The organism is Kosakonia cowanii JCM 10956 = DSM 18146 (assembly GCF_001975225.1).
Lineage (GTDB): Bacteria > Pseudomonadota > Gammaproteobacteria > Enterobacterales > Enterobacteriaceae > Kosakonia > Kosakonia cowanii.
Window position 1 is genome coordinate 3,965,381 of sequence record NZ_CP019445.1, and the last position, 23,888, is coordinate 3,989,268.

Consider the following 23,888-nt stretch of genomic DNA (forward strand, 5'->3'; position numbering starts at 1 on the left):
ATCAGGTGATGCCCAGCGCATTTTTGTAGTACTGGTCATAGAACCGGGTGTCAATATACCCGACACCGCCGCATGCCCACCCTCTCATCCTCCTTCCCTCATCGGGGTTGCTGATATAGGTGCTCTGGAATACTTTCCCGACCTGCACTTTATACGCAACCCCGTCTTTTCCCGCTGAAGCACACATGAAATTGCTGTATCCCGTCGGATATGCCGGGTCCTGAGGCACGAAAATATGTGACGTGACACTCGATGACACCGCCAGCGGCGTGGCGCTGGTGATATCCCCGTTAGTCAGTGGAATGACCTGCAGCGGGAGGCAGTTGCTGTGCCAGACCATCTGTCCGTCCCGGTAGAGAAAGAAGCCATAATCCGGGATATTCGCGAGAATATTCGAAAAAACATACACCCGGCACCCGGTCTGGTTACTGCCCGCAGTGGGAAACTGCAGTGCGTGATACCCGCTGGCCGTGACGGGCTTCCACCAGCACAAATCCATCGCCTCGCCGGTGTGACGGTGGAAACACATTACGGGGTTACCCGCCGGAACCTGCGTCTGCACGGTCCTCGCGCCGGCCGGCACATCTATAATCTGGCGCAGGCACAGCGGCACATAATTCGGGGCCAGCTTGACCGTCCTCACCCCGTTTATGTACTGGAACAGCTGGAAACCGAAGTAGTCACTCTGCGTGCCCGCTACCGGGCTGCCGTACACAATAAGGGTGACGGCATTATTGACGTTCCACGAAACGGTTAATCCGCTGACACTGACGCTGTAGGTCGCGCCCGTTAACTGCCCTCCCATAAAATCATTCACAATGGCATATGTCAGCGACACCCCGGAAAGGGAGTAGGTCTTGCTCCCTGTGCCGGTAATGGTGATGACATCCAGTACGTAGCTTGCCGCCATAGAGTTGATGGCGTCAAAGCTGGTCCCTGCAATAAACATCTGCATTATAAGCGTTGCCCCATAACGGCTGCCGGCCGGTTTTGCGCATCGTAAGAGATGATGCGGTTATTCGTTATCTGCATGCGTCCCTGGCCTGATACCGCACCGTTGACCTCAAACGTCCCGTCCGCCTTCATGATGGTCCCGGTCTGCCCGGCCACGTAATTTGCTGAATACCAGGAGCCCACGCGAGCGAGGGTGATCGACGCGTAATTGATGAAGGCCTCGTTGATGAATGTCTGCCCGTTCTGGATAACGAACGGCAGGCTCACCGTTCCGCCTGCCTGCGACATCACAGCGAAACGGTCGGCCAGAAAAATGACCTGCGACTGCATGCCCGCCGGGGTGTTCTGCACGCCGATACCCATGCCTGCGGCGTACCGGAGCCCGTTCGCATCCACCCCCACCTTGATGCTGTACATCGCATTGAGGTTGCCGCTGATATCTGCGACTGCCTGCGATGCCTGCGTTATCGCCGCACTTTGCCCGTTGACTGTCACTGAAAGCGTATTGATTTTTGTCGCCGAAACCTGCGAGAAGTCAGCCATGGTTTTCGCAAAGTCGGTGGTGTTTGCCGTGCCGGCGCCGGAACTGGCATCCAACGACCTGAGCGACTCCGCGACAGCCTGGCTGGCATCAGCCATCACGTTATCAACACGCTCAATCCCGGCCTTATTGTCGCCGTACTGCACGCTGAGCCGTGTGCGATCATTAACCTGCGCCAGCGTGGTGGTAATCAGCGCGATGGAGTTGCTCTGTATTCCCCCTCTGATATCACTGCCATCTATGCCCGCGATCTCTGCCGAAATTTCCTCAAAGCGCGAGGCTGTCGAGGAGTCCAGATCCGTCACGACCTGCGTCAGCCCGGTAACGCGCGCCGCATTCTGCTCCGTTTGCGCCGTAAGCTGATCAACAGCTGTAGCCCGTGCCTCGGTTTCATTTGCCAGCGCCTGGCGCACTTCGGTGATACCGGCCGTGTTCTGATCTGTCTTTGCCTCCAGGCGGATCACATCCGTAACGCGCGCCTCTGTTTCCGTGGCGATAACTTCGCGCAGTTGCTCGAACCGCGCCGAGTTAGCGCCCTGCAGGGCTGACTGGCGCACGACGACATCCGCGATCGCCAGTGCATTGCCAATAATGGCTTCCGCCATCTGCTTATTCGACCCGGCAGCTGCGGCCAGACCATCGGCATTCTGCCTCACTGCCTCTGCCAGTTCCGCAACTTTGGCACTGCTGTCCACGGCGTTCTCGATGAGGTCCTTGAACAGTTCAGTGTCCTTGATCTGCGCGAGCACCGCCTCGGTAATGTCCGTCACATCGGAGCTGGACTGGCCGCGGATCCAGTCGGTGTAGGCTGACTGATTGCCGGTACGGTCAACAAGCCTGGCCCGGTACCAAAACTCCTGCCCAGCCTTGAGCCCCATCTGCTGGTAGAGTTTCTGCGGGTAAGGCACAGCCGCCAGCAGCATCGGGTTTGAGCCGTCTGCAGCGAGGCTGTACTGCAGTTCCGTGCTCAGAGTATCAGCAGTATCTGTCGGAAAACCCCAGGTGATATTGATTCCGAATACGACATCCTCTGACGCAGACAGACCTACCGGCTTTGGAACATCGCCCACGCGCCCCTTCAGGTGTGTCAGCATTGAAGAGGCCCACAGACTTGATGCCCCTCCTGAGTTGATGGCACGCACGCGTACTAGGTAGTCGCCTTCAAAAATGCCGGGCACTTCTATATTGCGCAGTCCTGTTTCTGGCACATTAATCCATTCATTATCTCCACGCTTCCACTGCACCTGGTATGAGATAACATCAGCCTGAGGCTTGCTATTTTTATCCAGTGGCGCATCCCAGGATGCGATCAGTGTAGTAATTCGCTGCCCCTGTCTTACGGATTCAAAGCTTGAGACCTGGATATTAGTCGGCTGATTAACAAGCCCGGTCGGAATCAGGCTGATTGGCGGCGTATCCAGTCGGGCATTATTATCAACCGCGTCATATTTAGAGGAGTTATATTCCGCCCCAGTAATGGAGTACGTATTTTCCTCATCATTGAACGTCAGATTAGTTACTCTAAAGTACTGTAATCTCAACTGCCCGGCGTCTATAACAAACACTGCATTCGGCAAAGGGTCCGCCTTGAAGGGCGTGGACACCACAAGCTGGGTACCATTTACAGCCTGGATAACCCGACTTTCGACGGTTCCACCCTGCGTGCGAATCATCAGCGTGTCGCCAACAACCGCGCTGGTGCCCCGATCAGTTGTCACAGCCTTCAGCCCGCCGTTGTACTCGGCAACTCGACCACCGTACACGCGACCAGAAAGGCGTTCATCGGCAAAGGCAAACACCGTGCCCGGCACAAAGACATAGCCATCAAGCCCAGTTTGTAGGGTGATAATGCGGTCAAGAGAGTTGGAATATACCGCCCAACCACCACGACGCTGAGCCTCACTCTCTCGCGTACAGCCGATCGCTGTGATTTGCGTCTGCTTAAACTTGAACTGTTTCACCAGGTCCGGGAACATCACAGCCGTAGTTCGATCCTGATAGTGATTGTCAGGATCGCTGAAATTAATCAGCGCGCTGGAAAAACGGGTCTTTTCACTGCCGCTTGAGTAGACCGGCTTGCCGATCACTGCTGCGCGGTTGAGGATCTGCAGTTTCGACGTATCCGCCGGCATGTCAGAGACAACGTTGAACATGTTGTTGCCCCAGAACGTCATCCCGTTGAACCCGGCGGCGATATCCTTGATCACCTGCCATGCGTCGGCCTGAGACTGTATATAAACGTCAAACATAAAGCGCGGCTCGGTGCCGCTGCCGCCCTTTCCGTCGGGCACCTTCTGATCGCAACGTTGAGCTATACGGTATAGCTCCCACTTATCCAGCATTTCCGCCGTGATGCGGCGGCCAAGGCCGAAACGTGGTTCGGTCAGAACGTCGAACCAGATCCATGCCGGGTTGTTCGACCATCCCCACTTGAACGTGCCATCCCAGGTGCCGCTGTAAGTACGGGCTATCGGATCGTAGTTTGAGGGGATTCGGATGATGCGCCCCTTCGGTTTACAGGAGATTTTCGGTATATCGCTGAATGATTTTGCATTGAACGACACATACAACAGTGCTGTGTGCGGATAACGAAGACGAGCGTCGATAACCTCTGTAATGGCCTGCACCTGCGTTTTGTTCTGCAGCATCTGGCTGGTGCTGTCGTCCGTATCGCGTACCACGCGAATCTGCCAGCCGGTAGTTGCTTTAGGAAGGTTGATGCGGTGGGTAAGCTCATAAAGCGAGCTGAGCTTCTCGGTGACGGTCCTGGTCATAACCGTCGAGAACGCGCCGCCGTCTACGGCCAGGTCGATGTGATATTTGACAGTCGTACCAACGATATCGCCATTATTCTGCTGTTGCTGCAGGCCGGGAATGCCAATGCGCACGAGCACCGCATCAATCTGGGTATTACTCAGCGCGCGGGTCCAGGGGGCAACTTTCGTCAGCGATACGCCAATACTGGTTTCATTCTCGACCGCGGCAAAGCCAAGGATCGGGGTCTGTGTCTGGGTGCCCGGTCGGAAATCCCATGTGACGTTTTCAAAATTCATCGTCCCGTCGGCATTGCCCAGCGGCGTCCCGTCCAGAAAAATACGAGTTGCATCCAGGTCGCCGGCGAATTCCCCTTCACCAAGCGCCAGCAAGATGCGGCAGCGCGCCATCGACTGGGCACTATCTGGCTGTTCTACAGGCGTGTGCTGCTTCTGGCTGCCACCCTTTGCACCAGTGATCGTTTCCATATTGTGTCCATAAAAAAAGCACCCGATTGGTTGCTTATTGGTCAGAGGGGTAGTATCAAATGTCTTCCGCGACTATGCCGGCGCTGATGATCGCACCGCCAATTTCCCGCTCGCCCCAAAATGGCGCCACCGGATTACCCATCGCCAGAGTGTTAACCGAACCGCCGAAGGCGTAGCTTGGCTTGTTGTCTGGGTCGTCGCGTCCCTGTAGCCCTTTAGGCTGTGGAGAGAGCATCTGGTAAATGCCGCCGGCCATCATTGATGCGCCTGACATGATAAGCCCGGCACCAAAGGTGAGACCTACACCGGTCCAGCCGGTCGCCACGCCGACGATAATACCTGCGACCACCATCACTGCCCCCAGGATGGTCTGGAACATACCCGCCTTCTTCGCCCCCTCCATAACCGGCGCAATACGAATATCACTGTTACCAGCCAGCTCCTGGAAATCCTGCACGCCTATGTTGCGCTTTCCACGAAACACGGCGAAGGTCATGCCGTTCTTTTTGGCGTTCATCAGGTAGTCTTCCAGCCCGTCGAAGTTGATGCACAGGGCCTTTACCGCTTCGGCGGATGTCTGCACCGCCAGCTTATGCACTCGCCCGAACCGGGTGCCCAGCGCGCCGTACAGGCGAATAGTGGTTAAACGCGCCATGGCTTTATCTCCTCTGGCAGGCTCCTGTGGCGAACGCAGATCATCGTCCTGTCCTTGAAATAGCCGCGGGCATAGGGGGTAATGCAGGAGGGCTGGCCATATAGGTGATGGAGCAGTTCACCCTCTTCAGTGATAATGCCCGCATGGTTCCACTTATCGGATTCAACCTGCATGATGACCATGCACCCGGGCGCCGGATCACATTCGATGAAGCCTTCTTGCTCCCAGTTATCGAAATAGAAGTTGTCCGGGTACTGACTTTCCCACCACGGATAATCGACGCGGAAATCGTCTAACGTGACGCCCTGGGTGGCGTGCCAGTCCATGATAAGCCCCCAACAGTCGTGTGAACCCAGGATAAACGGGCGGCCGATAAGCGGCACCGCCTCGGGCATTATCTCGGCGTATTCATCGCTGTCTGGCGCGTAAATGCCCCAGACCACGCCGGAGTTGTTGCACTGCTGGCGATCCAGGTCTGACGGTATAGGCCGTGCGCCGTCGCCGGGGTGGGAATGTATAACGCGTATAATTGTACCGATGTCCTCAGCATTCGCCCAGAACTCGCCATCGATACGGAAATGCTCGGTCGGGTTTTCGTGGGTGTTCGATACGGGGATATAGCGCTGGCGACGGCCAGACTGGATAACGAAGCCGCAGCACTCGCGCGGGGATTCCTCCAGCGCATGCGCCCGGATAGCCGACATTATGGTTTTGTTCATTGGTATGTCCGTTTATCGGGTGAAAAGAACCGTCGCCGGGAAGCCGCCAAAATCGAGGATCGCCGCGTTTGGCTCTGCAAGCCCGGCACCGAATCGTTTCCGACAGTCACTCAGGCAACCGCCGCAGACATCAAGGGCCGGATCCGCTACGGGGTTTCCCTTTGCGTCGAAGTAAGCCGTACCGTTATAGGTGCAACCGTCACCGCTCCGGTATTGTCCGCGTAGCGCCCATTCACAGAGGGAAGTAATTTGTCTGGTGGGAATTACCTGCCCCTGCAGGTCTGCCGGGCTGCTTAGCGCCCAGGTCACCACCTCGTCATCTTCGGACGTTTTGGTATCCAGCCAGAAGGTCTGAAGCGTGAACATAGTCGGATCGGCAGTGGGATTAACGTGGTCGGGAAAATTCACCGCATCCAGATACACCGTATAGGTGTCGATAATGCTCACCTTCGCGTTCACCATGTCCTTAAACTGAAGGCATAGCGCGGAGATATGGCCGTCAAGGTTTGAGACGCTGAGTGACGGCTCTGCCGCCTGGTCAGTTGAGAGAGCCAGGCCTGTTAACTGGAAAGGCCAGAAATCATAGACCTCACCATCGAAGACTACAGGCTTGGGCCCGAGCTTGCTTTCGTCACCCTGCGCCTCGTCAATCTCCCGTGGAGTATGCGGAAAAGGACTGTAATGAAAGCGGTGAATACCACCACTGAATTCTGAGGCGTCCACTTCTACCAGCCGGACTTTTCCGCCAGGTGCAAGCATGGCTGCCGTATCAATAAGTGCTGTCATGGTTGACCTCAGGCATAGACGCCGTAGGCGCGCTTTATGGTGAAAGTAAGCTCTGCTGCGTTGCTGCTGATCTGGTTCTTACGCACAGAATCTTTGACGACCCGATACAACCCCTTCTCCTCGCCGGGTGGCGTGATGATGAAAGCCTTAACGGTATGAGCCAGCAGGAATGAGCGAATTTCGTTTATCAACACCTCTGTGCCAACATAAATCATCGGAACCTGAATGGCAGTAGAGTTGATGCCATTTTCAGCCACCTGCTCATAACCGTCACCGAACTGTGAGGCCCGGATTGTCTGGTTATATTCAATTGCGCCCGCTCCAAGTTGCGCGGGCCACTTATAGGTTTCAACAGCCATGTTTGCTCCATAAAAAAGCCCCGCATAAGCGAGGCTGGCATCAGGGATTCGGCAATATACTTTGCAATAATCTTTGAAAACTAACGACCCTTCGTAAAGTTGTAGATCATGCCCCCTGGCTTCAGGTGCTTCTGAACTACCTGGGTTGCAGCGTTTTGTATTTCAGCCGCCATGGCGCGCCCCATAGCGTCCCCAGAGCTGCTGGATTGAGCCGAAGCGTTACCACTGGCATCGACATTTACAGTGGTGTTAATTACCGGTGCAGCATTACCAGAACCGGACATGAGCCCCAGCATAGGCGGCCTGCCGACAACCCCACCTTCAGAATATCCCTGAGCACCACGCATCATCGCATAAAGATTATTGACACCGATTGCAGTTGTGGCCTCTTTGGTAAAGACGAACTCACCGCCGTGTACCACCCCTTTGGGCTGATATTTGCCGCCATCGCCTGTGTAACCGCCGGTGTCGAATTCAGGAATATATCCCCCGTTCCACGCTGGCCGGAAAGACGGGACAGCAAAAGACTGGCCTGCACCACTACCTGCCGATGAGGTACCCGCAGAAATCCATCCCATTGCGGCCTGCACGGTGTACGCCACCAGCAGCCGGTTAATCACATCAGCGATCATCTTCATCATGGAGGCAGCGAAACTTTTGAAACTGGCCGTTCCGGTAGTGACCAGGTTTGTCAGCATATCTGATATACCGCCCAGGGCTGACTGCGCTACGCTTTGCATTGAGCCATAAACGTTGGTTGCCGCATCAAGGTACTCGGCCCAGCCTTTTCTGGCACCCGACATCCAGTCGCCACGTAGTTTGTCTTCTGCTGCATAGTAATCGTTGGCGGCTTTTAACTCCTGTTTATAACCGTTATCGCTGAGACTACCGCCCGCATTGAGCCAGCCACTACGCAGTTGAGACATAGACGCCTGTCGCCCGGCAAGTCTGTCACTCATTGTGGCTCCAGATGCAAGCCCGGCTTGCTTCTCCACCATCTGAGTAACGTACTTCTGCGCTGTATCCATCCGCTTATTCAGTTGCTCCTGAGCGGTAATCTGGTCACCGAGAAGAGCTTTCTGCTGCGCAAGTTGCAGCACCTGGTTTTTGCTCGCCAGCAGAGACTTCTCCTGCTTCGATAACTGACGGGTGCTCGCTGCCGTTTCAAGGACAGCAAATTTAGATTCAGTGGCATATAGGTCTTTACGCTGCTGACTGATCGTGTCATTAACAGAGCGGTGATCCTGAAGGGTTTTCAGTTGCGCCTGGAGAGCAAGTAGTTCAGCTTGCGCAGAATCTTCGGCACGATCGCCTGCGGCCACCGTTATGCCCTTGGCTTTAGGAGTCTTTGGATCTTTATACAGCTTCTCGATGCCAGCTCGGGCCTTAGATATTTGTTCAGGAGTCAATGGTTTGACTCTCTGCTCATGCGGCAAGCCCTGCGTCGCTTTAACTGCTTTCGCGTTATCGGCAATAGCTTTGTTCAAATCCTTTTGTGCCAGAGCTCTTTTTTCTGCTTGAGTGGTTCCAGCATCCAAATATTTATTAAATGATATCTGCGCATCAATACCATCTTGATTTATCTTATTAAACTCAGCCCTTTTCTGGTTGAAACCTTCCTGAGATTTAATAACAAACCCAAGCTCTCTCTCTTGCTGAAGCAATGCCGCCAACTCCCTTTTTGCAGCACCACCATCACCGACATTACCCATACCAAAAACACCTGGACGGGATTGATTGGTGATTTCTTTAATTCTTTGCCTCACAACCTCAAGCTGTTCAGCTGTCGATTCTTTTCTACCAATACCTAAGGCAGCATCCCAATATGCTTTCCACGTATCAGATACGTCACGAATCACCTGATCGATAAGGCCAAGGTTGTCAATAACCTGCTGACTGCGTTGCTGCTCTGCCCGGCTGTAACTATCAGCAGCTTTTTGCCCTGCCTCTTCCTTTTCACCGCGGCGCTCAAGAGCAGCAATGTACTGAAACTCTGCAACAGTTAAGTAATGCAGTTGGCTGTTTAGCTCAACAGATGCTTTTACTGGTGAATCATAGAGTTTCTGGAAATTAGCAATCGTAGTATCTACTGACTGCCCAACCGCGTCTTCCATGGCCGCAGCTGCTCTGGCAACAACCTCAAGTTTATTTCCATCAAATCTTCCCGACCCAACAATTTTCGCCAGTGTTGCCGATGATTCTCCTATTGTCACACCAGCATCATCAGCTATTTGCCTGGAAAGTTGACTAAGTTGCCCCGCCGTTTTACCAGCATAGTTTCCGGTTAAGATAAGCTGCTTGTTGAACTCACTGGCTTCCTGGGCGCCTTTGTACCATGCAATTGCCAGAAGTGAAGCCACCCCCACAAGCCCACCAACAGCAAGCCTGGCAGGAGTCAGGAAAGAAAGCATACCCCTGCCATGTTCGGCATTCTCAGCCAGTGAGTTCGCATTTTCTGAAAGTGATTCTGAAGAGTCGTCTGTTGCCTCTTTAAACCCAAGAACCTCTTCCTTGATAAATTGAAAAAGCCCGCCCAGACCTCCAAAAGAATCACTGATTTGCCCGCCCTGCTGGATCAGCACCATCCACAATGGCATGCCACCAGCAATAGATGTGGCAATATCCGTGAACTGCGCTGGCAACATTCTCAATGCCTGCCGGTACTGCCCGGCGCTGATCCCGCCCTTCCTCCACGCTTCATCCTGTTCACGCAGCTTTTCGATGAAAGGAGCAGCCTGCAGGGAAACACCGAGTTGAGCAGCCTTTATTTCGAGCAATTCGATCCGTGTTTTTCCGATCGATGTCGCCTGCTCTTCGAGAGTCCGAACAAATGAGTCGCGGATATTCTGCGCACGTTGCATCTCGGATGCCTCGGCGCGCTCTGCAGCCTCCAGCTCTGCAATCGCATCCCTGAGCATGCGGGATTGCATGGCAGAAACTTTTTTATTTGCTGCTTCCTGTGCGGTTGCGGCCTCCTGCGCCTTAAGCGCAGCGATGTACGGTCCGGCCTCCTGCAGCAGTCCCATCTGAGCCGCTTTCAGCTCAAGCACCTCAGCACGTGATTTACCGATAGCCAGAGCCTGATTACGAAGAGACTCGATGAAGTTATCATTTTGTGACTGCAGGCGGGATGCTTCAGCTAACGCCTGGCGCTCTGCGGCCTGTTTCTCACGAAGCTCTTGTGCGGCAATCCGGGTCTGCACAGCCTCACTGGCGATAGCTAGTTCTCTTTCCCTGATTTGCTGAATCAGTGGGGCGGCTTCTTGCGTTAAACCCAGTATGGAGGCCCGATACTCAAGCACATCTGACTTTGAGGCCCGGAAGGCAGCAGCCTGCTCGCTCAGAGATTTCAGGAACGAGTCCTGCGCTGCGGCGGCACGTTGCGTGTCCTGAGCCAGCTTCAGTCGCTCCTGCCCTTCGGCGGTCTCTGCTTCCATGACCTGAAATAATTTATCGCGGGTGGTATCCAGCACTGCGCTAAACCGGCTGTAATCCTCATTACCGAGCAGTCCCTTACCGCGAAAGCCAGCCAGTTTGCTTTGCAGCGTTTCCAGCTCATCCATTGCCCGGTTAACAGGGCTGATTTTATTCAGAAGAGCCTGCAACTCTTCTTTTTGCTCTTTCAGGCTCTGAGTGTTTTTTTTCTGACTGTCGGCACCCGCCCGGAAAACGCTGTTCAGATCATCGGCCTTGTTTGCCGCGCTGCCGGCCGTCTGCTGGAAATCGTCCAGCGCCTTGTTCCCGCGCTCCAGCTCGGCGGTATTCACCCGGAGCGAAATTGTTGCAATATCAGACATTACGCCCCCTGATGCATAATCTTCAGCGCCACGCTTTCCATTACGCGAATATCCGTTAACGCGGTTGCCTCATCCTCCACCCCGTTCAGCTTCATCAGCCAGGGCAGCACGTTGTAATCCAGCCCGGTGATGCCGCCCATGCCCGTGCGCCATTGAGTGCTCATTGACTGGAAGACGGCGAACGCAGTCCAAACATCGGGCCAAACTTCGATGGTCTGCTCTTCTTCTGTGTAGTCTTCGGCGCTGAGGCCAAACGCAGCCAGATCTTCGGTGGAAGGTTCAGGCGTATAAAACGCCGAGGCAACCGCTATCAGTTTTTTTCGCGGTTACCTGTCAGCTCCCGATAGTAGGTGCCGACGATCGCTTTCATCGCGCCAGGGTAGTTATCCAGGAGCATCTCCAGATTTTCACGACTGAGCTCATCCGGTAGTGCCCAGGACTCGGTGATTTCAGTCAGGAAGTCGATAGCAGTTTTTCCCTCGATTCCTTCGAGTGCAGCAAGTTCTTTGACCGGTTTATGACGGAAGGTAAACGTAAGTACGCCATCATCTTCGCCGGCGCGCGGAATGGTGACGTCTGCTTTGAAAGTCGGTTTGGGCTGGAGCTGAAATTTAGTGGCCATGTGTTCCTCGGCAGTAAGAAAGGCCCGCTACCGGGCCTGTTAAGGGAGTGGATTAAGCGGCTGCCTGCGGGGCAGCATCTTTGTAAAAGGTGATATCGCGGGACTGGATGGCAAACGCTGGCTGTACCGTCTCGACGGCATTCGGCGCAGTGGTTGGCTGCGGATCGAAAGACGGCTTACCCGACCAGTAACGCGTTTCCTTCGCCTTCGGCACGTACATGCGCAGCGGCAGCGTGTCACCGGAACGGTCAGCGGCTGACAGCACGGCATAGATAGGTAGCGTGGAGTCATGCGCAACCGTAAAGGTCTGCGACTTGGCCGCCTTGTAGGTCGCCAGGTTGCGCTGGCGGTCATCGGCAAGGAATTGGATCTGCGTGTACTGCTGGTCACCGCCGGACTGTGATACTTCGGTGATCTGCGGGATCTCAGTCCACTCGGCTACTTTGCTTAATGAACCGGTGCCGGAGCCAGCCGGGAAGAAGTTGGTATCGGTGCTGTTAATCACCCCGATCGTTACGCTGGTGGTCGTCTGCGCCGTGACGCGCGCCACAAGGCTATCAATCAGAGCCCAGCCACTGGAAACCAGCACCACATCGCCAACAGAGAGGCCGTGGCCGTTTGCAACGGTAATGACAGCGCCTGCGGCATTGCTGACGCCCGTCACCGCCACGGGCGTGGCGAGTTTCGAGCCGACAAATACCGTGGCGCCATTAGGTAATGCGAAGCCCATAGGGATTCTCCGTAATATGAAAGTAAATAAGCCGGCAGAACCGGCAGGGATGATCAAGCTGAGATATCAGCCCGATAGTTGATGCTGACGGGGATGGAGTAGAACACGCCGTCCGCTATGCCGGGGTAAATGGCGGGCGGTGATGTCACCCAGGCGGTAAAGCCATCGCCTGGGATCTCTTGGTTCTCCGGGAACAACCCGGCGACGCGGCGGGCCAGCATTCTGGCCTGTGATTTGCCGCCACCCGCTGGCGCGACGACGGTGACCTGATACACGCCGGGATAGACGCGACAGCCCCCGGCCATATCAATGCTGTACGGCTGCGCGGGCATATCATGGGAGATCAGATACAGACCGTCGCCAGACGGGTCGAATTGAATGTTACCCCACGCCACCCGCACGCCCTCGCCGTCTGCCCACAGACCCAACATGGCCTCAAGCGCCGTTGTGATGTCCGGTATCATTTTTAACCTCGCTGACTGCCTCGCTGAAGTACAGCTGGAACTCGGCAGCGGTGATGCGCACCATGCCGCCGGGAGCCTGGCTGGAATGCCCCATCTCCAGACGGTATGAGTACGGGACGTTATTGCAGAAGTAGATATCGCGCACACCGACTTTAAACAGGCCCAGCGTGACATTTCCGGCAGCCATCGTCAGATGGCCAGCTTTATCTACCCGCCCCGTTTCGTCGGTAGTGCGCGCATCAAAGGAGACCTGCCAGTTGCCACGAAAACGCCCGCCCGTATAGCCCGGCGGCGCTTTCAGGTCCATGCCGTCCTTAACTTTGCGGCCTGGCCGCAGCCGGCCTGCTTTAGTCAGGTTGTCCGGGTTTTGCCGCAGCAGACTGTTATGCTCTACAACCGCCGCGTTATAGGCCGCCGCCGTCTGGTTCACTGCCCACAGCTCTGGATTGCCGACAGGCGACATCTGCACCAGCCGCGCCAGGATTTTGATGCCGATCACGCGCACCACTTCCTCCTGTCGCTCCTTTGCCTGGCTGACGAACGCATTAATGGACGCCATAAACGACTGGTTATCTGCCATGTCATGCCCTCAGCTGAGCGCGGTAGCACAACAGCAGCTTGCCAGGATTGACCGGGTTGGGCTTCTCAATGCGGTACCATTTGCCGTCCACGTCTACCATGTCACCGGTGCGCAGCTCGGTATCAGCAGTAAACACAATACGCATGTCGCCGTTTATGATGACCGTACCGTCAATTTCGCCGGGTCTATACTCAGTCCGCACGCCGATCGCAGTGAAGGTCTTATCCGGCTCGCGATGCTCAACGCCGCCGATGACCGTTACTGTGCCCTTGCGCTTAACCGGGTACGCCGCGCCGTTCTCAGTGAGCAGGCGCGTGCTGGTGGCTTTCATGCGGGTGTAGTTAACTGGCATATTACGCACGCTCCGCAAAAGCGTTTACTGCATAGCCACGACCACCAGCCAGCTCGCCGAGCAAAGCCATCACCGCCGGGTAAGAAGGTCTGAACACTTCGCCGTCAGCGACGGCATACGTCGTGGTTACGGCTCCCTCCACGCGCTCGGACTTCACAGCTGCTTCTCGCACACTGCCCAGCAGATCGCCATCCATCGCCTCGACCGCCAGCATGCATTGCGCAGTAACAACCTGAGGCGGTACCTCTCCGGCGGGCAGTTCGTATCCGTCCAGTTCGATGCCCGCGCGCGGCCACGCCAGCGGCTGCTGTGGTTCGCTTCGCCAGCCGGCCCAGTCCAGCCCCTCAAGGTAATCCATCGCCCGGATGAGCAATGGCGCGATCTTTTCCGGCAGCGTGATATCGCGCAGATCGGCAAAGGCTTTCAAATCCACCTCGCCTGCATAGCTGTTCATGGCCGGTGAAGTGATATCGGTAATGATCATCGTTGCACCCAAAGAAACGGGGCTTGCGCCCCGTCAGTTAGTCTTCGGCAGCGGCAGTGAAAGTGATTTCTTCACTGGTTTGCGCCACTCCATCAGCTGTACCCGTCACGGTGAACGTTCCGGCGGTATCAGAGGTGAGTTTCACCGTAGCGCCGCCGGCAGAGCCGGTCTGTGATCCCTCAGTGCTCAGCGTGCCGCCAGTAGACGACCAGACGACAGCTACTCCGGACACGCCCGCGCCGTTACGGGTGTATTTCAGGGAAAAGGTAACCGCATCAATACTGTCAGCAGTTGCGGAGGTTTTATCAGCTGACAGTGTTACTCCCCCGATGCGGCCCCCAGCTTGATCAGCACACCTGCAGTGGATTTGTTGCTCGTGAAATGCTTTTTCCAGTTACCGGCCGTGCCGATGGCGGTAAGATCCGGGTTCTCGCCTTTGGCCGTGTCCCAGCTGTAGCCCAGCAGCTCAACGTTGACTGTACCTTCCGCGCGATAGCCGACCGCAAGGTTTTCTTGATCGTTGATGTCGTAGGAGCGGAAGCCCGGCGCCTGGGATTCAGTCACGGTCACCGCACCGGCCACCAGCCCCAGAATAGCGGCGGCATCCATGGTATCGGTCACCAGCACGGGCTTACCCAGGGTACCCGGCTGGCCGCCGTACACCACCACACCCGCTTCTTCGTATATCTTGCTGGCGATCGCCTCGTCCACAATGTCGAAGTAGGTGGCGGAGTGCATAACGAACAGCACTACGCGGTTGAATTTGTCACCGTATTTGCGCAGGCCGCGCGTCAGGGTTTTCTTCCCGTCGGTTTCGATATCGGCGGTCACCACCATATCGGTGTTTGCTCCGATTGCCGCCGTCAGCGCCTTCAGGCCATATTTCACGTAGCCTTCCAGTGTAGCGTCAGCCACATCAACGCCAATCACTTCGGAGAACTCGTCAACCGTGCGGCCACGGCGTTTAAAGGCTTCCTCAGTGGTTTCGTACGGACCGTATTTCCACGGTGCCTTAACAGACACCGCCTCACCGGCACCGATTTTTTTACCATTCACCTTGCCGGTGGAGTTCACATCACGCGATTCGATGGAGCCACCTACTTTGTAGAAGGCGCGCTTGCGGAAGTCGCCTTCAATGAGCTCATTGTCCAGCAGGATCGCGCCATTGGAGGAAGTGTTGAACACTTCCAGATTGTCCTGGCGGCGCTCGAGGAAAGCGGTCTGCGCCAGATCGTCATAGATGACCAGATCGTTATTAACAGTTGTAGCCATTGAGTAAGTCTCTTATTTCGGAAGTTTGAGGAAGGCCTGCTGGCCATGCTTGCGGATATAGTCCGCCTTATCGCTGGCGCTCATCTCTGAACGTTTCTGACTGCCACCACCGCCTGGCTTGTGTCCACCCGCGCCGGTACCTTCAGCGCGCGGGAACAGGTGCGGGGCCGTCTCCTTGAGCGACTCAGCCCATTCAAGCGGGCTTAGTGGGGTTTTGCCGTCCTTACCGAACAGAACGTCGCCATTTGCATCAACTGCTACGGCCTCGCCTTCGTCGTTGAGCTGGAATGTGCCTTTGGCACGCAGGATCAGGTCATCGGATGCTTCCGCCAGTGCGCCAGCTTTTGACGCTGCCGACCGGATGGCATCGCCGAGAACGCGATCCCGGAATTTGCCGGAGAACGCTTCGGCTTTATCCGCGCGTTCATTGGCCGCTTTGATCTGCTTATCAACATCAGCGCGCAGGCGCTCGGTGCGTTTATCCAGCACCTCATCAATTTTCCCGGCGGCAATCAGCTTTGCCTCTTCGTCGTCAGAAAATCGCTGCAGGATGCCGCGCACCGCATCTGGGTCGATACCGTCAAAGCGAGACAAATTGTCTTTCTGCTGCTTGATGGTGCCCAGCAGCTCGGAGTTTTTGGTTTTCAGGCCGGAGACCTGGGCAGCGACCTGATCATCAATCAGCTTCTGAATTTCTGGCGTAATTTCGGTACCGCCGCCCCCGCCGCCCTGGCCATCATCTTCTGGTGCGTAGTATTTCAGGAGCATATTTCGGATTAACATGATTTCCCCTTGGGATGTTATGGGCCTCGCCCAATAAAAAAGGCTGCCCGGAGGCAGCCGTAATTAAAAAATGTTTTGGGATCAACTGAGCGCTTTAAGGCGGGCCAGGCTTATCCATTCCCCCTTGTCTGTGAACATTTCCCCGAGCTTCAGCTCGCCAGCGCGGTAAAGCGCGGCCCGCTCCGGCCGAGAATCTCATCCTGTCGCGGCAGCGACTGCCGGGCCAGCCAGTCAAGATATGTGGTATCCGCTGGCACCTGCCCGTCCATGCTGGCGCGAGTATCTTCATCCAGCTCGTTACTGTCGATCCCAAGCTCACGCCATGATTTGGTAATCAGCGTCTCCGTGGAACGGCAGCAGAAATGGATTTTCCCCGGCCCCTGCAGATAAGGAACCTTGTGACCGACAGGTTTGTTGTCCAGAGTGTAACGGAGGCGATCACGGATGATGCACGTCGGCGTGGTTTTGTTGTCCAGGGTGGAGAGCCACTGTTTACCTTTCAGGACATCGCCGTTGGCTTCTGCAAAATTAGTCCGCGCCGTGGCTGCCAGGTGATTCACAGCCGTTTTGGTAATGCTGGCGGCATTGGTCCGGCTGAGCTGCAGCGCCCCGTCCTTATAGCCTTTGCTGGCGATCCCGCGAACCTGCCGGGCAATGGTCTCCGTGGTATCACCCTGCAGGTAGCCGCGACGCATTGCATTAACAACGCGTGCCATGCGGTCGGCTTCAAGGTTATCGGCCCATTCGCTCAACAGACGTCCCTGAAAGGGCTGGGCCATGGCGGCCGCGTAAAGCTGCTCAGGCGTGATGCTCTGCAGTGGGTACCGCTCTTTCACCCGCTGCGGCAGCAGTGAATCAAACAGGCTCAGTTGATAGCCTGCTTCATGCCCGGCCAGCTGCAGGAGCTCATCCTCCAGGCTGGTCTGCATGCCCGCTATTGCCTGCTGGTTAAGCTCGCGTACGCTCCCCAGCATGCTTTCCAGTCGGCTGACCGTAAACTGACTGGTGGGCAGGCTGTCCATCGCCAACAGCAGCCGTGCGGTAAGCTCAGCGTCTCTGTCGTCCAGCAGCTTAACCATGCGGTTTGCCACACCAGTGCTATAACGGCTGATCCAGACGGTGTGGGCTATTGCTTCGTCACGTAACATTTCATTTACCGTTGCCATCGTTACCGCCAATCAGGGTGGGGGTGGGATTGTGCAGTTCGTCAATGATATCGTCGGGGCTGTCTGCTGGGTTGATGAGGTCAAGCTTCTGCAGCGCACGAATCATATCAGTGTCGCGGATTGCACCGGACTGCCAGGCGCTCACAATGGCGGTAACCATACCGGACTCGGCGACCTTAGCAATGAACTCCTGGTTGATCGCGTAGGCCGCCTGCTGCTCGCCGACGCCCAGATATTTCGCGCACCAGCCGATGGCCAGTGAATAGGCCTCCGATACGTTCGAGACGCAGATCCCCAGTACAGAAGTGGACGATGTCTGCTCGCTGCTGGACTGCGTTGCGGTTTTCACCGCCGCGTTCTGCTCGATGAGCCGGGCTCCCAGTTGCACCATGTAGTCACGCTTACTGTCCATAGCCTCTTTCGCCAGCATGTTGGGTTGTGCCTGGGCATAACCAAAGTTGCCCTCTCTGGGCAGCAGCAGCGGCGAGCGGGAGCCGATTTTAACCCCCTTCTTTTCCAGATGATCGCGCCATCCTTCATCAAGTCCCGTCATGTAGGGCTGGACCTGGCCGCAGAACCACACGCTGTCTTCGTAATCAGCACTGTTCCGGAAGTGACCATGGTTTATCTCCACCAGCGCGGCGAGTGGTGAGTCGTCGATAGTCGGATCGTTGTTCTGCGCGCCGACGAAGGTAAACGGGATTTCGTCCCAGCTGTCTTTGCCTTTGGGCTTCGGCTGGTATTCACTGGTAACAGCGTATGTAGCGGAACCGGCATCCGCGCTGCGGCGCCACACCCGGCAGATGAACCGCCCCTCTTCAAGCGCAAGCTCGCGATACTGGACCTCATCCTTGAACGCGTAGCCATCCTCCTGCTCCACACATTCCCTCAACACCACCAGCACCAACTGATCGCGTCCGTTGATGCGCTTCGTGCGCCAGTTGATGATGTTCTCGGCCAGATAGCGCAGGATAATGGCCTGCCCACTACCCTCAGCGTAATCGACATAAAGCCCGTCACGTGCCACCTCCAGCACGTTCTCGGTCACCAGCTGCGACTGCTGGTAAATGCTGGTGCCAGCGCCGTCGGCGTTTTTCAGCAGATAGCTCAGTTTCTCCGGCGCGGAAAAGGTCGGATCCTTTCGAAAGGCCAGCCCGAGGAGGCCTATCTTGGTATTACCAGTAATCGCATAGAAGACCGCCCGCTGCAGGTAGTCTTCGTTGCGCTTGCGGTTGCGCATGCTCTTGTCTGTGGAGTCAAGCAAAGGCAGATAGTTGTTGCCCGGTTCTTTTACCGCCTCTGCCCCTTTGCAAAAGTCCCTGATTTTCTTCCAGGCAGCACTGGCCGCCCGGTGCTCAGGACGAACCCAGGTGATGTCGTTATTAGCCATATCAGAAGGTGGTATCCATAGTGATTGAGTATGCAGGTTTGACGATGGGGTAATCCTTAACAATGAAATACCCGCCACCATCGTTGGGGTGATCGTTATCTGCCTTTTTGTCCGGCTCGCCGTTTTTATCCCATACCTGCTGCTCAAGACTTTCCGTATAGACCGGGCAGCGCTGGACATTAACCAGATAACGCCGTTCGCCCAGCGCATTACAGAACATGGCGTTCATCGAGTTGATACGATCTTTCACCGGCGGGTTGGAAGCGTTAACAATGACGCTGAACCCCGCTTCTCTAAGCTGGGCAATATCGGTCAGGCTGGCGCAGTTGGATTTGCGGCTGTCGCCGGAGGCATCCGGATATATGTAGATCTGGCGGCTGGCAACGTAGCGGCCGCCCTCATAGCGCCAGAACTCTTCCTGAATGCGTTTGATCATTGCTGGAGTGTCATAGACCTTCACCAACTCCCGCACCGCGCGCGGCAACCCTTCACGCTTCACATGAACGATTGCTGCCATCTTACCGACGTTGAAGTCCATGCCGATAAACAGCGGCTCGCCCGGCTGCTCTTCATCTGTGCAGTTGTTCAGCCTGCGATCGAACTGGTGGTAAATGGTGCCGCTTGTCAGGTTAGTGAAATGCCCGCGCAAGTAGGCTTTTATCAGCTCTGGTGGATAGCTCGCCAGCAGCGAGGGAATATAGTCATCAGGCAGGTTCGCTTCATTATCAAACGTGGAAGCCTGCACAAGTCCGTACAGGGTTGCCAGCTCAGGCTTATCGCGCACTGCCTTAACGAACTGCTGATAAACGAACTTATACCCTTCTGGTGTGGTGGTAACGTCAATGCCGTTACGCAGTCCAGCGACCTTATAGCGCATACGGGCGATGATTTTCCGCCATGCCTGCTGCGCTTTGAGGGCGGGCATCACGTCGAGCTCATCCACCAGCGCGTTGCCGATTTTAAAGCCGACAATCGTGGCCGGTTTCTCCATTGAGCGGCAGATGGTGGTGCCGCGGTACTGCCTTCCAGCGTAGAAATGGACTTCTTTGTTGCTCTCGTTGATCTGGACCTTAAGGCCCCAGTCGAACGCCACCTCCTCCACTGTCGGATAGAAGATGTCCCGGATTTGCGGATAGGTCGGAGCGAAGTAGCCCTGGTTGATTTTGGGATGTTCCCACATCCCCTTGCAGATGCCGCCACAGCCCACCCATGTTTTACCGGAGCCGAAGCCTGCCACATAGGCTTTGAATTTATGCGACATCGCCAGAAATCGCGCCTGCGGTACGTTAAGGGTCGGCGATATCCCCGTCATCGTCTTTCCTTACGCGAGCATCCGCGACGTTAATGTTAATAGCCACGGGTATCGGTACCTCATCTTCCGGATCTGCTGCCAGCTCTTTGCGGAGTCTTTCCACTTCCAGCTGGCGACGTTCGATTTCGATCTGCTGCAGCTGTTGCGCAAACTCGCTATCCGCCAGGTCAAGCCGCTTCATCACGGCTTCATACATCCGTTCACGGCTAATGGCGGTGATCTCAACCCCGTTCTTACCGAGCTTGATGCCGGAATACGCCAGACGGGAAACAGGCGGCAGCTTACGGGTATCAGCGAAATACGGCTGGCCGATGCCGTCACCATTACAGCGAGGGCATGCCGGATTAGGTTCCTGGTTGTGGTCATAGCCATAGCCGCCGACGTCTACCGGATCTTTACCCTTTTTCTCGATCGCTTTAAGCCGATGCTCTTCAAACTCCACCATATCGCGCCATTGATAGTTATGGCCAAAGCCATGACAGTAGCGGCAGGCACCACGGCGGTATTGCGAGAGCTCGTTAGCGTCAAAAGTAGCGAGCTGCCACATCTGCGCCAGCACCTCATCAGCACTGGCAAGCGTTCGCATCAAGGAGGCCTTTTGCTGTTTCTCAATAGCAACGGCGACTGAAGTTTTCTGAAGGAGTTGATAACCAATTTGCTCAGCGGTCTTTGCACTGTACCCGGCACGTATGGCGGCCTGGGTGGCGTTGCGGTCTTTCAGGTATTCCGCCACAAAGATTCGCTGCTGCGCTGTCAATCCGTCGTTTTCCACCAGTGCATTAACGTCTATTTCTTTCTGCGCATTGCGCACTTTTTTCTGCGCAGTTTTTTGCGCAATTTGCGCAGTTGGTTTTTTGATGTGTCGACGTGCAGTAGCGTAGTTCAGTCCCTGCGCTTCACACCAATCCTTCGGTGATACGCCAGTTGCGGCATGATCGGACAGGAACCACTGCTGAAGCTCGCCCCAGTCCGGTTTCGCCATTAGTTACTCCAATAAAAAAAGCCACCAGCGGACGCCAGTGGCTTGATCGAATTCAAATTTACTGTCCCGAGACGACCTTACTCTTTCATATCAAGGAATTGATCATCAACAAGTTTTCTACAACGCCCAATAACTTCCTCAACGTCTAAGGCTTTGCTAAATCTAAACTTATTGCGGAACTGCTCCCATTTACCGAGTGGATCCTTACGTGATATATCGGCATGGAAAAGAGCCTTTTCATTCTGGTAAATCTCGAATTTGAAATCCCCTGAAACAGCATTTGAAATTGTTATGGTTTTGATCAGCGTGCTAAATGGCATGGAGACCTCAATAAAATTAATGAAGCTTTAAACATAGCAGTTCTGAGGCTAGTTCAAAAATCCAAGCGATTGAACCGAAGTGATTACGAGGTATTTCTCCTCAATACCGAGTGCTTTTGCCATGTCTGCCACATAGTCAGCAAGATCAACATCAATGATGTCAGGATCGTCAGTGCTCATGAAGCGTGAGCCCTTCTGCATCAGTTGCCAGTCGCGTGTGTATGCTTCCCAGACAATGAAGAACGTCATAGTTGCCTCCGTATTCATTTCGGAAAGTATAGGAGGCTGAACAAATTACAGGCAGTGCTTGAGCAGTTAAATCTGCTGATGCAGTAGGATTCTTCCTGATACTCACCGCTTACGCTTGTTGTTTGGGAATTGTGTGCAACAGTTAAATCTCCTCAATGTGGCTCCTACCCACACCAGGGGAAGCTCAGGGATGAGCACGTCGTAGCAATGACAAGTATCTCTTCAAATCAAGCATGCATTATTGCAGCCCTCACCTGGAGGGCTTTTTTTTACGCAAACAAGCCGTCAAACCGACACAAATCAAAAAAGTAAATAAGAAACCTGCTGATTTGACTTAGGTTATACATCTATTTATCCACTTTGCACTATGCTTCGTTTGTTATACGTAACGAGCGACCATTTGGTCTCCCTTCCGAAGTGTCGGATTTCATTTCGGAGGGGACATTTTTTCCAACACACCAGCAGCATGTTGCCTGCTCTCTTCAATCTGCCGGATGGCAGCGCGATCGATATTGCATTGCCCCACCAGCCCGTATAACTGCGCACTGAGCTGAACGCTGTCACCGAATGTCATTCCGTCCGGCGGCTCAGGTGCATCAATGCGGGAGGTCAGCTCTGCCGGCAGGCTGATTTGCGGCTGGCTTATTGTCCGGTACTCCACCCGCGGCTTTTGCTGCGGCGCGCAGCCGGTCAGCAGCATTATCAGGCACGCGAGACTGGGCACACTTATCAGCTTCGAGGTATTGCTTAATTTCATTCTGTAGCTTCCGGTTCTGCTGTGCGGTTACAGCGCGCTGTTCAGTGACCTGAGACATCACCTGGTTCTGCTGCCTGACGGCTGTGACCAGCTCACCCACGCTGGCGGCTAGTCCGTCATTTTTCGATCGCAGATCGTTAATCTGGTCGTCTTTGCTGTTCGCCAGCTTTTCCAGCCGTTCATTAGTGGCTGTTAGCTGGGCGTTACGGGCATTCAGTCCCCATAGCGCAATGCAAATCAGTCCGATAACGATGATGTGTGAGTAGTTCTTGATGAGGTTAATCGGGTTCATGTCAGAAACACCTCTCTTTCACGCTGGCGGCGCGGCAGGAGAATATCCGGATCGTTACCGGAGCGTTTCCACTTCAGGAAAGCATCGGCCGCGCCGAGATATTCATGGGCATTAAGCCGCTTGAGTACAGTGGAATCTTCAAAGGCAGTTTTGCCGATATTGAAGACCAGGCTGCAAAGCGCGTGATACTGATTCTGGGTAAGCGGTACCTTAACGCTGGCGTTAATAGCTTTCTCAACCCAGGCGATATCAGCCAGGAGCAACTCGGTTGATTTCTCTTTGCTTATTGTCAGCTCTGGAGTGATGGCCCGGCCATCCACCGGACCGGTATGACCGACGCCGATCGTCAAAACGCCTTTAGTGTCGCGATACGCTTTCAGGCGCTCGCCTTCTTCGCGCTTAATCAGTGCAATACCGTCAGGACTGATTTTCACTGTTATCTCCCGTTCTGCGGCTGATCCACCCGCGCAGCTTCTCACTTATGTAGTCATTGCCGACATACCCGATGTAAACCGCAAACACCTGAGCGGCTGTATCTGGGACGTTCCAGTTAAGAACTCCACCGACCACTTGAAGCGTCGGCGCGGCGAAGAATGCCAGCGCGCTGCACGATACGGCGTCAAGAACACGCTTACTCCATGAGGACTGTGCATAGGCGCTGCGCAGCAAAGAAAACATGCCCGCCACGCCCGCATATCCCCATTCTGTTTTGTGGCTGTATAACCAGGCGATAAGACCTGCCCAGAAACCAGCGTCTTTGTCCGGCATACGTTTCATCTCCACCTCCGCCTGTAAAGGGTCGGTGCTGTGTGATTTAAAGAGTCAGGAGCCAGGGTTGCATCCGACAATGTGGCCTTGATAGTTTTCCTGTGGACTGAAATGAAGCAAGCCGCCAGATGGCAGCCTTTAAAAATTCTAATTAGAGGGTTTATTACGCTTTCTGCGACGGCCACGCCTGATGCGCTCCAGGCGGTACTTGAAGATAAATTTTATTTAAGAACTGGCAAAAAAATCTATAAATTTAATTCTTTCTTAAAATAAAAGCTTTCATAAGGTAAAGCGTGTATGCTTGAAAATCGT

At 55.0% G+C, this 23,888-nt stretch carries 27 protein-coding genes and 1 pseudogene; 1 reads left to right on the forward strand and 27 read right to left on the reverse strand.

What is annotated here, in order from left to right; translation table 11 throughout:
• Window position 1 precedes the first annotated feature (1 nt).
• From BWI95_RS18770 to BWI95_RS18895, 27 genes and pseudogenes are all read right to left on the reverse strand, one after another.
• Window positions 2-955, reverse strand: coding sequence for a hypothetical protein (locus BWI95_RS18770; RefSeq protein ID WP_076770029.1), 954 nt, complete (start codon window positions 953-955; stop codon window positions 2-4).
• Window positions 955-4,737 (reverse strand): TipJ family phage tail tip protein, encoded by a 3,783-nt coding sequence (locus tag BWI95_RS18775; protein ID WP_076770030.1) that lies wholly within the window; start codon window positions 4,735-4,737, stop codon window positions 955-957. Before BWI95_RS18775 ends, BWI95_RS18770 begins: the two co-directional genes overlap by 1 nt.
• A gap of 55 nt (window positions 4,738-4,792) precedes the next feature.
• A complete protein-coding gene (locus tag BWI95_RS18780; protein WP_054803316.1) occupies window positions 4,793-5,392 on the reverse strand; it encodes a tail assembly protein in 600 nt (199 codons plus the stop codon).
• Window positions 5,380-6,111, reverse strand: a complete 732-nt coding sequence (locus BWI95_RS18785) for a C40 family peptidase (protein ID WP_076770031.1) — start codon at window positions 6,109-6,111, stop codon at window positions 5,380-5,382. Before BWI95_RS18785 ends, BWI95_RS18780 begins: the two co-directional genes overlap by 13 nt.
• A gap of 12 nt (window positions 6,112-6,123) precedes the next feature.
• Window positions 6,124-6,897: a phage minor tail protein L gene (locus BWI95_RS18790; protein WP_054803315.1), complete on the reverse strand. Its 774-nt coding sequence runs from the start codon at window positions 6,895-6,897 to the stop codon at window positions 6,124-6,126.
• Between the two features lie 8 nt (window positions 6,898-6,905).
• Window positions 6,906-7,256, reverse strand: coding sequence for a phage tail protein (locus BWI95_RS18795; RefSeq protein ID WP_054803314.1), 351 nt, complete (start codon window positions 7,254-7,256; stop codon window positions 6,906-6,908).
• 80 nt (window positions 7,257-7,336) lie between these two features.
• Entirely contained in the window at window positions 7,337-11,053 is a 3,717-nt protein-coding gene (locus BWI95_RS18800; protein WP_076770032.1) for a phage tail tape measure protein, read from the reverse strand.
• Window positions 11,053-11,367: a DUF1799 domain-containing protein gene (locus tag BWI95_RS18805; protein ID WP_083699419.1), complete on the reverse strand. Its 315-nt coding sequence runs from the start codon at window positions 11,365-11,367 to the stop codon at window positions 11,053-11,055. Before BWI95_RS18805 ends, BWI95_RS18800 begins: the two co-directional genes overlap by 1 nt.
• On the reverse strand, window positions 11,364-11,675 hold the full coding sequence (locus tag BWI95_RS18810; RefSeq protein ID WP_076770034.1) for a phage tail assembly chaperone: 312 nt from the start codon (window positions 11,673-11,675) through the stop codon (window positions 11,364-11,366). Before BWI95_RS18810 ends, BWI95_RS18805 begins: the two co-directional genes overlap by 4 nt.
• A 52-nt stretch (window positions 11,676-11,727) precedes the next feature.
• Window positions 11,728-12,405 (reverse strand): phage tail protein, encoded by a 678-nt coding sequence (locus tag BWI95_RS18815; protein ID WP_054803309.1) that lies wholly within the window; start codon window positions 12,403-12,405, stop codon window positions 11,728-11,730.
• A 53-nt stretch (window positions 12,406-12,458) separates the two neighbouring features.
• A complete protein-coding gene (locus BWI95_RS18820) occupies window positions 12,459-12,869 on the reverse strand; it encodes a phage tail terminator-like protein (protein WP_054803308.1) in 411 nt (136 codons plus the stop codon).
• Window positions 12,841-13,449, reverse strand: coding sequence for a hypothetical protein (locus BWI95_RS18825; RefSeq protein WP_054803307.1), 609 nt, complete (start codon window positions 13,447-13,449; stop codon window positions 12,841-12,843). Before BWI95_RS18825 ends, BWI95_RS18820 begins: the two co-directional genes overlap by 29 nt.
• Window position 13,450: 1 nt before the next feature.
• Window positions 13,451-13,801, reverse strand: a complete 351-nt coding sequence (locus tag BWI95_RS18830; RefSeq protein ID WP_054803306.1) for a hypothetical protein — start codon at window positions 13,799-13,801, stop codon at window positions 13,451-13,453.
• A 1-nt stretch (window position 13,802) separates the two neighbouring features.
• Window positions 13,803-14,285, reverse strand: a complete 483-nt coding sequence (locus BWI95_RS18835; protein WP_054803305.1) for a DnaT-like ssDNA-binding protein — start codon at window positions 14,283-14,285, stop codon at window positions 13,803-13,805.
• A 37-nt stretch (window positions 14,286-14,322) separates the two neighbouring features.
• Entirely contained in the window at window positions 14,323-14,679 is a 357-nt protein-coding gene (locus tag BWI95_RS24075; RefSeq protein ID WP_167552483.1) for an Ig-like domain-containing protein, read from the reverse strand.
• Window positions 14,604-15,557, reverse strand: coding sequence for a major capsid protein (locus BWI95_RS18840; RefSeq protein ID WP_076770035.1), 954 nt, complete (start codon window positions 15,555-15,557; stop codon window positions 14,604-14,606). The genes BWI95_RS24075 and BWI95_RS18840 overlap by 76 nt, the downstream gene beginning before the upstream one ends.
• 12 nt (window positions 15,558-15,569) lie before the next feature.
• Window positions 15,570-16,340, reverse strand: a complete 771-nt coding sequence (locus tag BWI95_RS18845) for a hypothetical protein (protein ID WP_076770036.1) — start codon at window positions 16,338-16,340, stop codon at window positions 15,570-15,572.
• Between the two features lie 81 nt (window positions 16,341-16,421).
• Window positions 16,422-17,506: pseudogene (locus BWI95_RS18850) on the reverse strand (structural protein).
• Window positions 17,490-18,896 carry a DUF4055 domain-containing protein gene (locus tag BWI95_RS18855; protein WP_054803302.1) on the reverse strand — a complete coding sequence of 469 codons (1,407 nt, stop codon included), beginning with the start codon at window positions 18,894-18,896 and terminating at the stop codon, window positions 17,490-17,492. The pseudogene BWI95_RS18850 and the gene BWI95_RS18855 overlap by 17 nt, the downstream one beginning before the upstream one ends.
• A 1-nt stretch (window position 18,897) precedes the next feature.
• Window positions 18,898-20,208 carry a terminase large subunit domain-containing protein gene (locus BWI95_RS18860; RefSeq protein ID WP_076770037.1) on the reverse strand — a complete coding sequence of 437 codons (1,311 nt, stop codon included), beginning with the start codon at window positions 20,206-20,208 and terminating at the stop codon, window positions 18,898-18,900.
• On the reverse strand, window positions 20,183-21,190 hold the full coding sequence (locus tag BWI95_RS18865; RefSeq protein WP_076770038.1) for a terminase small subunit: 1,008 nt from the start codon (window positions 21,188-21,190) through the stop codon (window positions 20,183-20,185). Before BWI95_RS18865 ends, BWI95_RS18860 begins: the two co-directional genes overlap by 26 nt.
• 77 nt (window positions 21,191-21,267) lie before the next feature.
• A complete protein-coding gene (locus BWI95_RS18870; RefSeq protein WP_054803299.1) occupies window positions 21,268-21,510 on the reverse strand; it encodes a hypothetical protein in 243 nt (80 codons plus the stop codon).
• Window positions 21,511-21,558: 48 nt separating this feature from the next.
• Complete coding sequence (locus tag BWI95_RS18875; protein WP_054803298.1) at window positions 21,559-21,759, reverse strand: hypothetical protein; 201 nt, start codon at window positions 21,757-21,759, stop codon at window positions 21,559-21,561.
• A 427-nt stretch (window positions 21,760-22,186) separates the two neighbouring features.
• Complete coding sequence (gene lysC, locus BWI95_RS24150; RefSeq protein WP_441327778.1) at window positions 22,187-22,459, reverse strand: Rz1-like lysis system protein LysC; 273 nt, start codon at window positions 22,457-22,459, stop codon at window positions 22,187-22,189.
• Window positions 22,356-22,808, reverse strand: a complete 453-nt coding sequence (locus BWI95_RS18885) for a hypothetical protein (protein WP_054803297.1) — start codon at window positions 22,806-22,808, stop codon at window positions 22,356-22,358. The genes lysC and BWI95_RS18885 overlap by 104 nt, the downstream gene beginning before the upstream one ends.
• Window positions 22,805-23,242, reverse strand: a complete 438-nt coding sequence (locus tag BWI95_RS18890) for a lysozyme (RefSeq protein WP_054803296.1) — start codon at window positions 23,240-23,242, stop codon at window positions 22,805-22,807. Before BWI95_RS18890 ends, BWI95_RS18885 begins: the two co-directional genes overlap by 4 nt.
• Window positions 23,226-23,585, reverse strand: a complete 360-nt coding sequence (locus BWI95_RS18895) for a phage holin, lambda family (RefSeq protein ID WP_223284278.1) — start codon at window positions 23,583-23,585, stop codon at window positions 23,226-23,228. Before BWI95_RS18895 ends, BWI95_RS18890 begins: the two co-directional genes overlap by 17 nt.
• 102 nt (window positions 23,586-23,687) lie before the next feature.
• Between BWI95_RS18895 and BWI95_RS18900 the strand changes: the two genes are divergently transcribed.
• Window positions 23,688-23,849, forward strand: a complete 162-nt coding sequence (locus BWI95_RS18900) for a hypothetical protein (protein WP_156884928.1) — start codon at window positions 23,688-23,690, stop codon at window positions 23,847-23,849.
• Window positions 23,850-23,888: the final 39 nt, after the last annotated feature.

Coding starts and splice junctions, on each gene's coding strand:
- BWI95_RS18770 (WP_076770029.1), bottom strand. CDS start 955: ATGCAGATGTTTATTGCAGGGACCAGCTTTGACGCCATCAACTCTATG.
- BWI95_RS18775 (WP_076770030.1), bottom strand. CDS start 4,737: ATGGAAACGATCACTGGTGCAAAGGGTGGCAGCCAGAAGCAGCACACG.
- BWI95_RS18780 (WP_054803316.1), bottom strand. CDS start 5,392: ATGGCGCGTTTAACCACTATTCGCCTGTACGGCGCGCTGGGCACCCGG.
- BWI95_RS18785 (WP_076770031.1), bottom strand. CDS start 6,111: ATGAACAAAACCATAATGTCGGCTATCCGGGCGCATGCGCTGGAGGAA.
- BWI95_RS18790 (WP_054803315.1), bottom strand. CDS start 6,897: ATGACAGCACTTATTGATACGGCAGCCATGCTTGCACCTGGCGGAAAA.
- BWI95_RS18795 (WP_054803314.1), bottom strand. CDS start 7,256: ATGGCTGTTGAAACCTATAAGTGGCCCGCGCAACTTGGAGCGGGCGCA.
- BWI95_RS18800 (WP_076770032.1), bottom strand. CDS start 11,053: ATGTCTGATATTGCAACAATTTCGCTCCGGGTGAATACCGCCGAGCTG.
- BWI95_RS18810 (WP_076770034.1), bottom strand. CDS start 11,675: ATGGCCACTAAATTTCAGCTCCAGCCCAAACCGACTTTCAAAGCAGAC.
- BWI95_RS18815 (WP_054803309.1), bottom strand. CDS start 12,405: ATGGGCTTCGCATTACCTAATGGCGCCACGGTATTTGTCGGCTCGAAA.
- BWI95_RS18820 (WP_054803308.1), bottom strand. CDS start 12,869: ATGATACCGGACATCACAACGGCGCTTGAGGCCATGTTGGGTCTGTGG.
- BWI95_RS18825 (WP_054803307.1), bottom strand. CDS start 13,449: ATGGCAGATAACCAGTCGTTTATGGCGTCCATTAATGCGTTCGTCAGC.
- BWI95_RS18830 (WP_054803306.1), bottom strand. CDS start 13,801: ATGCCAGTTAACTACACCCGCATGAAAGCCACCAGCACGCGCCTGCTC.
- BWI95_RS18835 (WP_054803305.1), bottom strand. CDS start 14,285: ATGATCATTACCGATATCACTTCACCGGCCATGAACAGCTATGCAGGC.
- BWI95_RS18840 (WP_076770035.1), bottom strand. CDS start 15,557: ATGGCTACAACTGTTAATAACGATCTGGTCATCTATGACGATCTGGCG.
- BWI95_RS18845 (WP_076770036.1), bottom strand. CDS start 16,340: ATGTTAATCCGAAATATGCTCCTGAAATACTACGCACCAGAAGATGAT.
- BWI95_RS18855 (WP_054803302.1), bottom strand. CDS start 18,896: ATGGCTAATAACGACATCACCTGGGTTCGTCCTGAGCACCGGGCGGCC.
- BWI95_RS18860 (WP_076770037.1), bottom strand. CDS start 20,208: ATGACGGGGATATCGCCGACCCTTAACGTACCGCAGGCGCGATTTCTG.
- BWI95_RS18865 (WP_076770038.1), bottom strand. CDS start 21,190: ATGGCGAAACCGGACTGGGGCGAGCTTCAGCAGTGGTTCCTGTCCGAT.
- BWI95_RS18870 (WP_054803299.1), bottom strand. CDS start 21,510: ATGCCATTTAGCACGCTGATCAAAACCATAACAATTTCAAATGCTGTT.
- BWI95_RS18875 (WP_054803298.1), bottom strand. CDS start 21,759: ATGACGTTCTTCATTGTCTGGGAAGCATACACACGCGACTGGCAACTG.
- lysC (WP_441327778.1), bottom strand. CDS start 22,459: ATGCTGCTGACCGGCTGCGCGCCGCAGCAAAAGCCGCGGGTGGAGTAC.
- BWI95_RS18885 (WP_054803297.1), bottom strand. CDS start 22,808: ATGAACCCGATTAACCTCATCAAGAACTACTCACACATCATCGTTATC.
- BWI95_RS18895 (WP_223284278.1), bottom strand. CDS start 23,585: ATGAAACGTATGCCGGACAAAGACGCTGGTTTCTGGGCAGGTCTTATC.
- BWI95_RS18900 (WP_156884928.1), top strand. CDS start 23,688: ATGAAGCAAGCCGCCAGATGGCAGCCTTTAAAAATTCTAATTAGAGGG.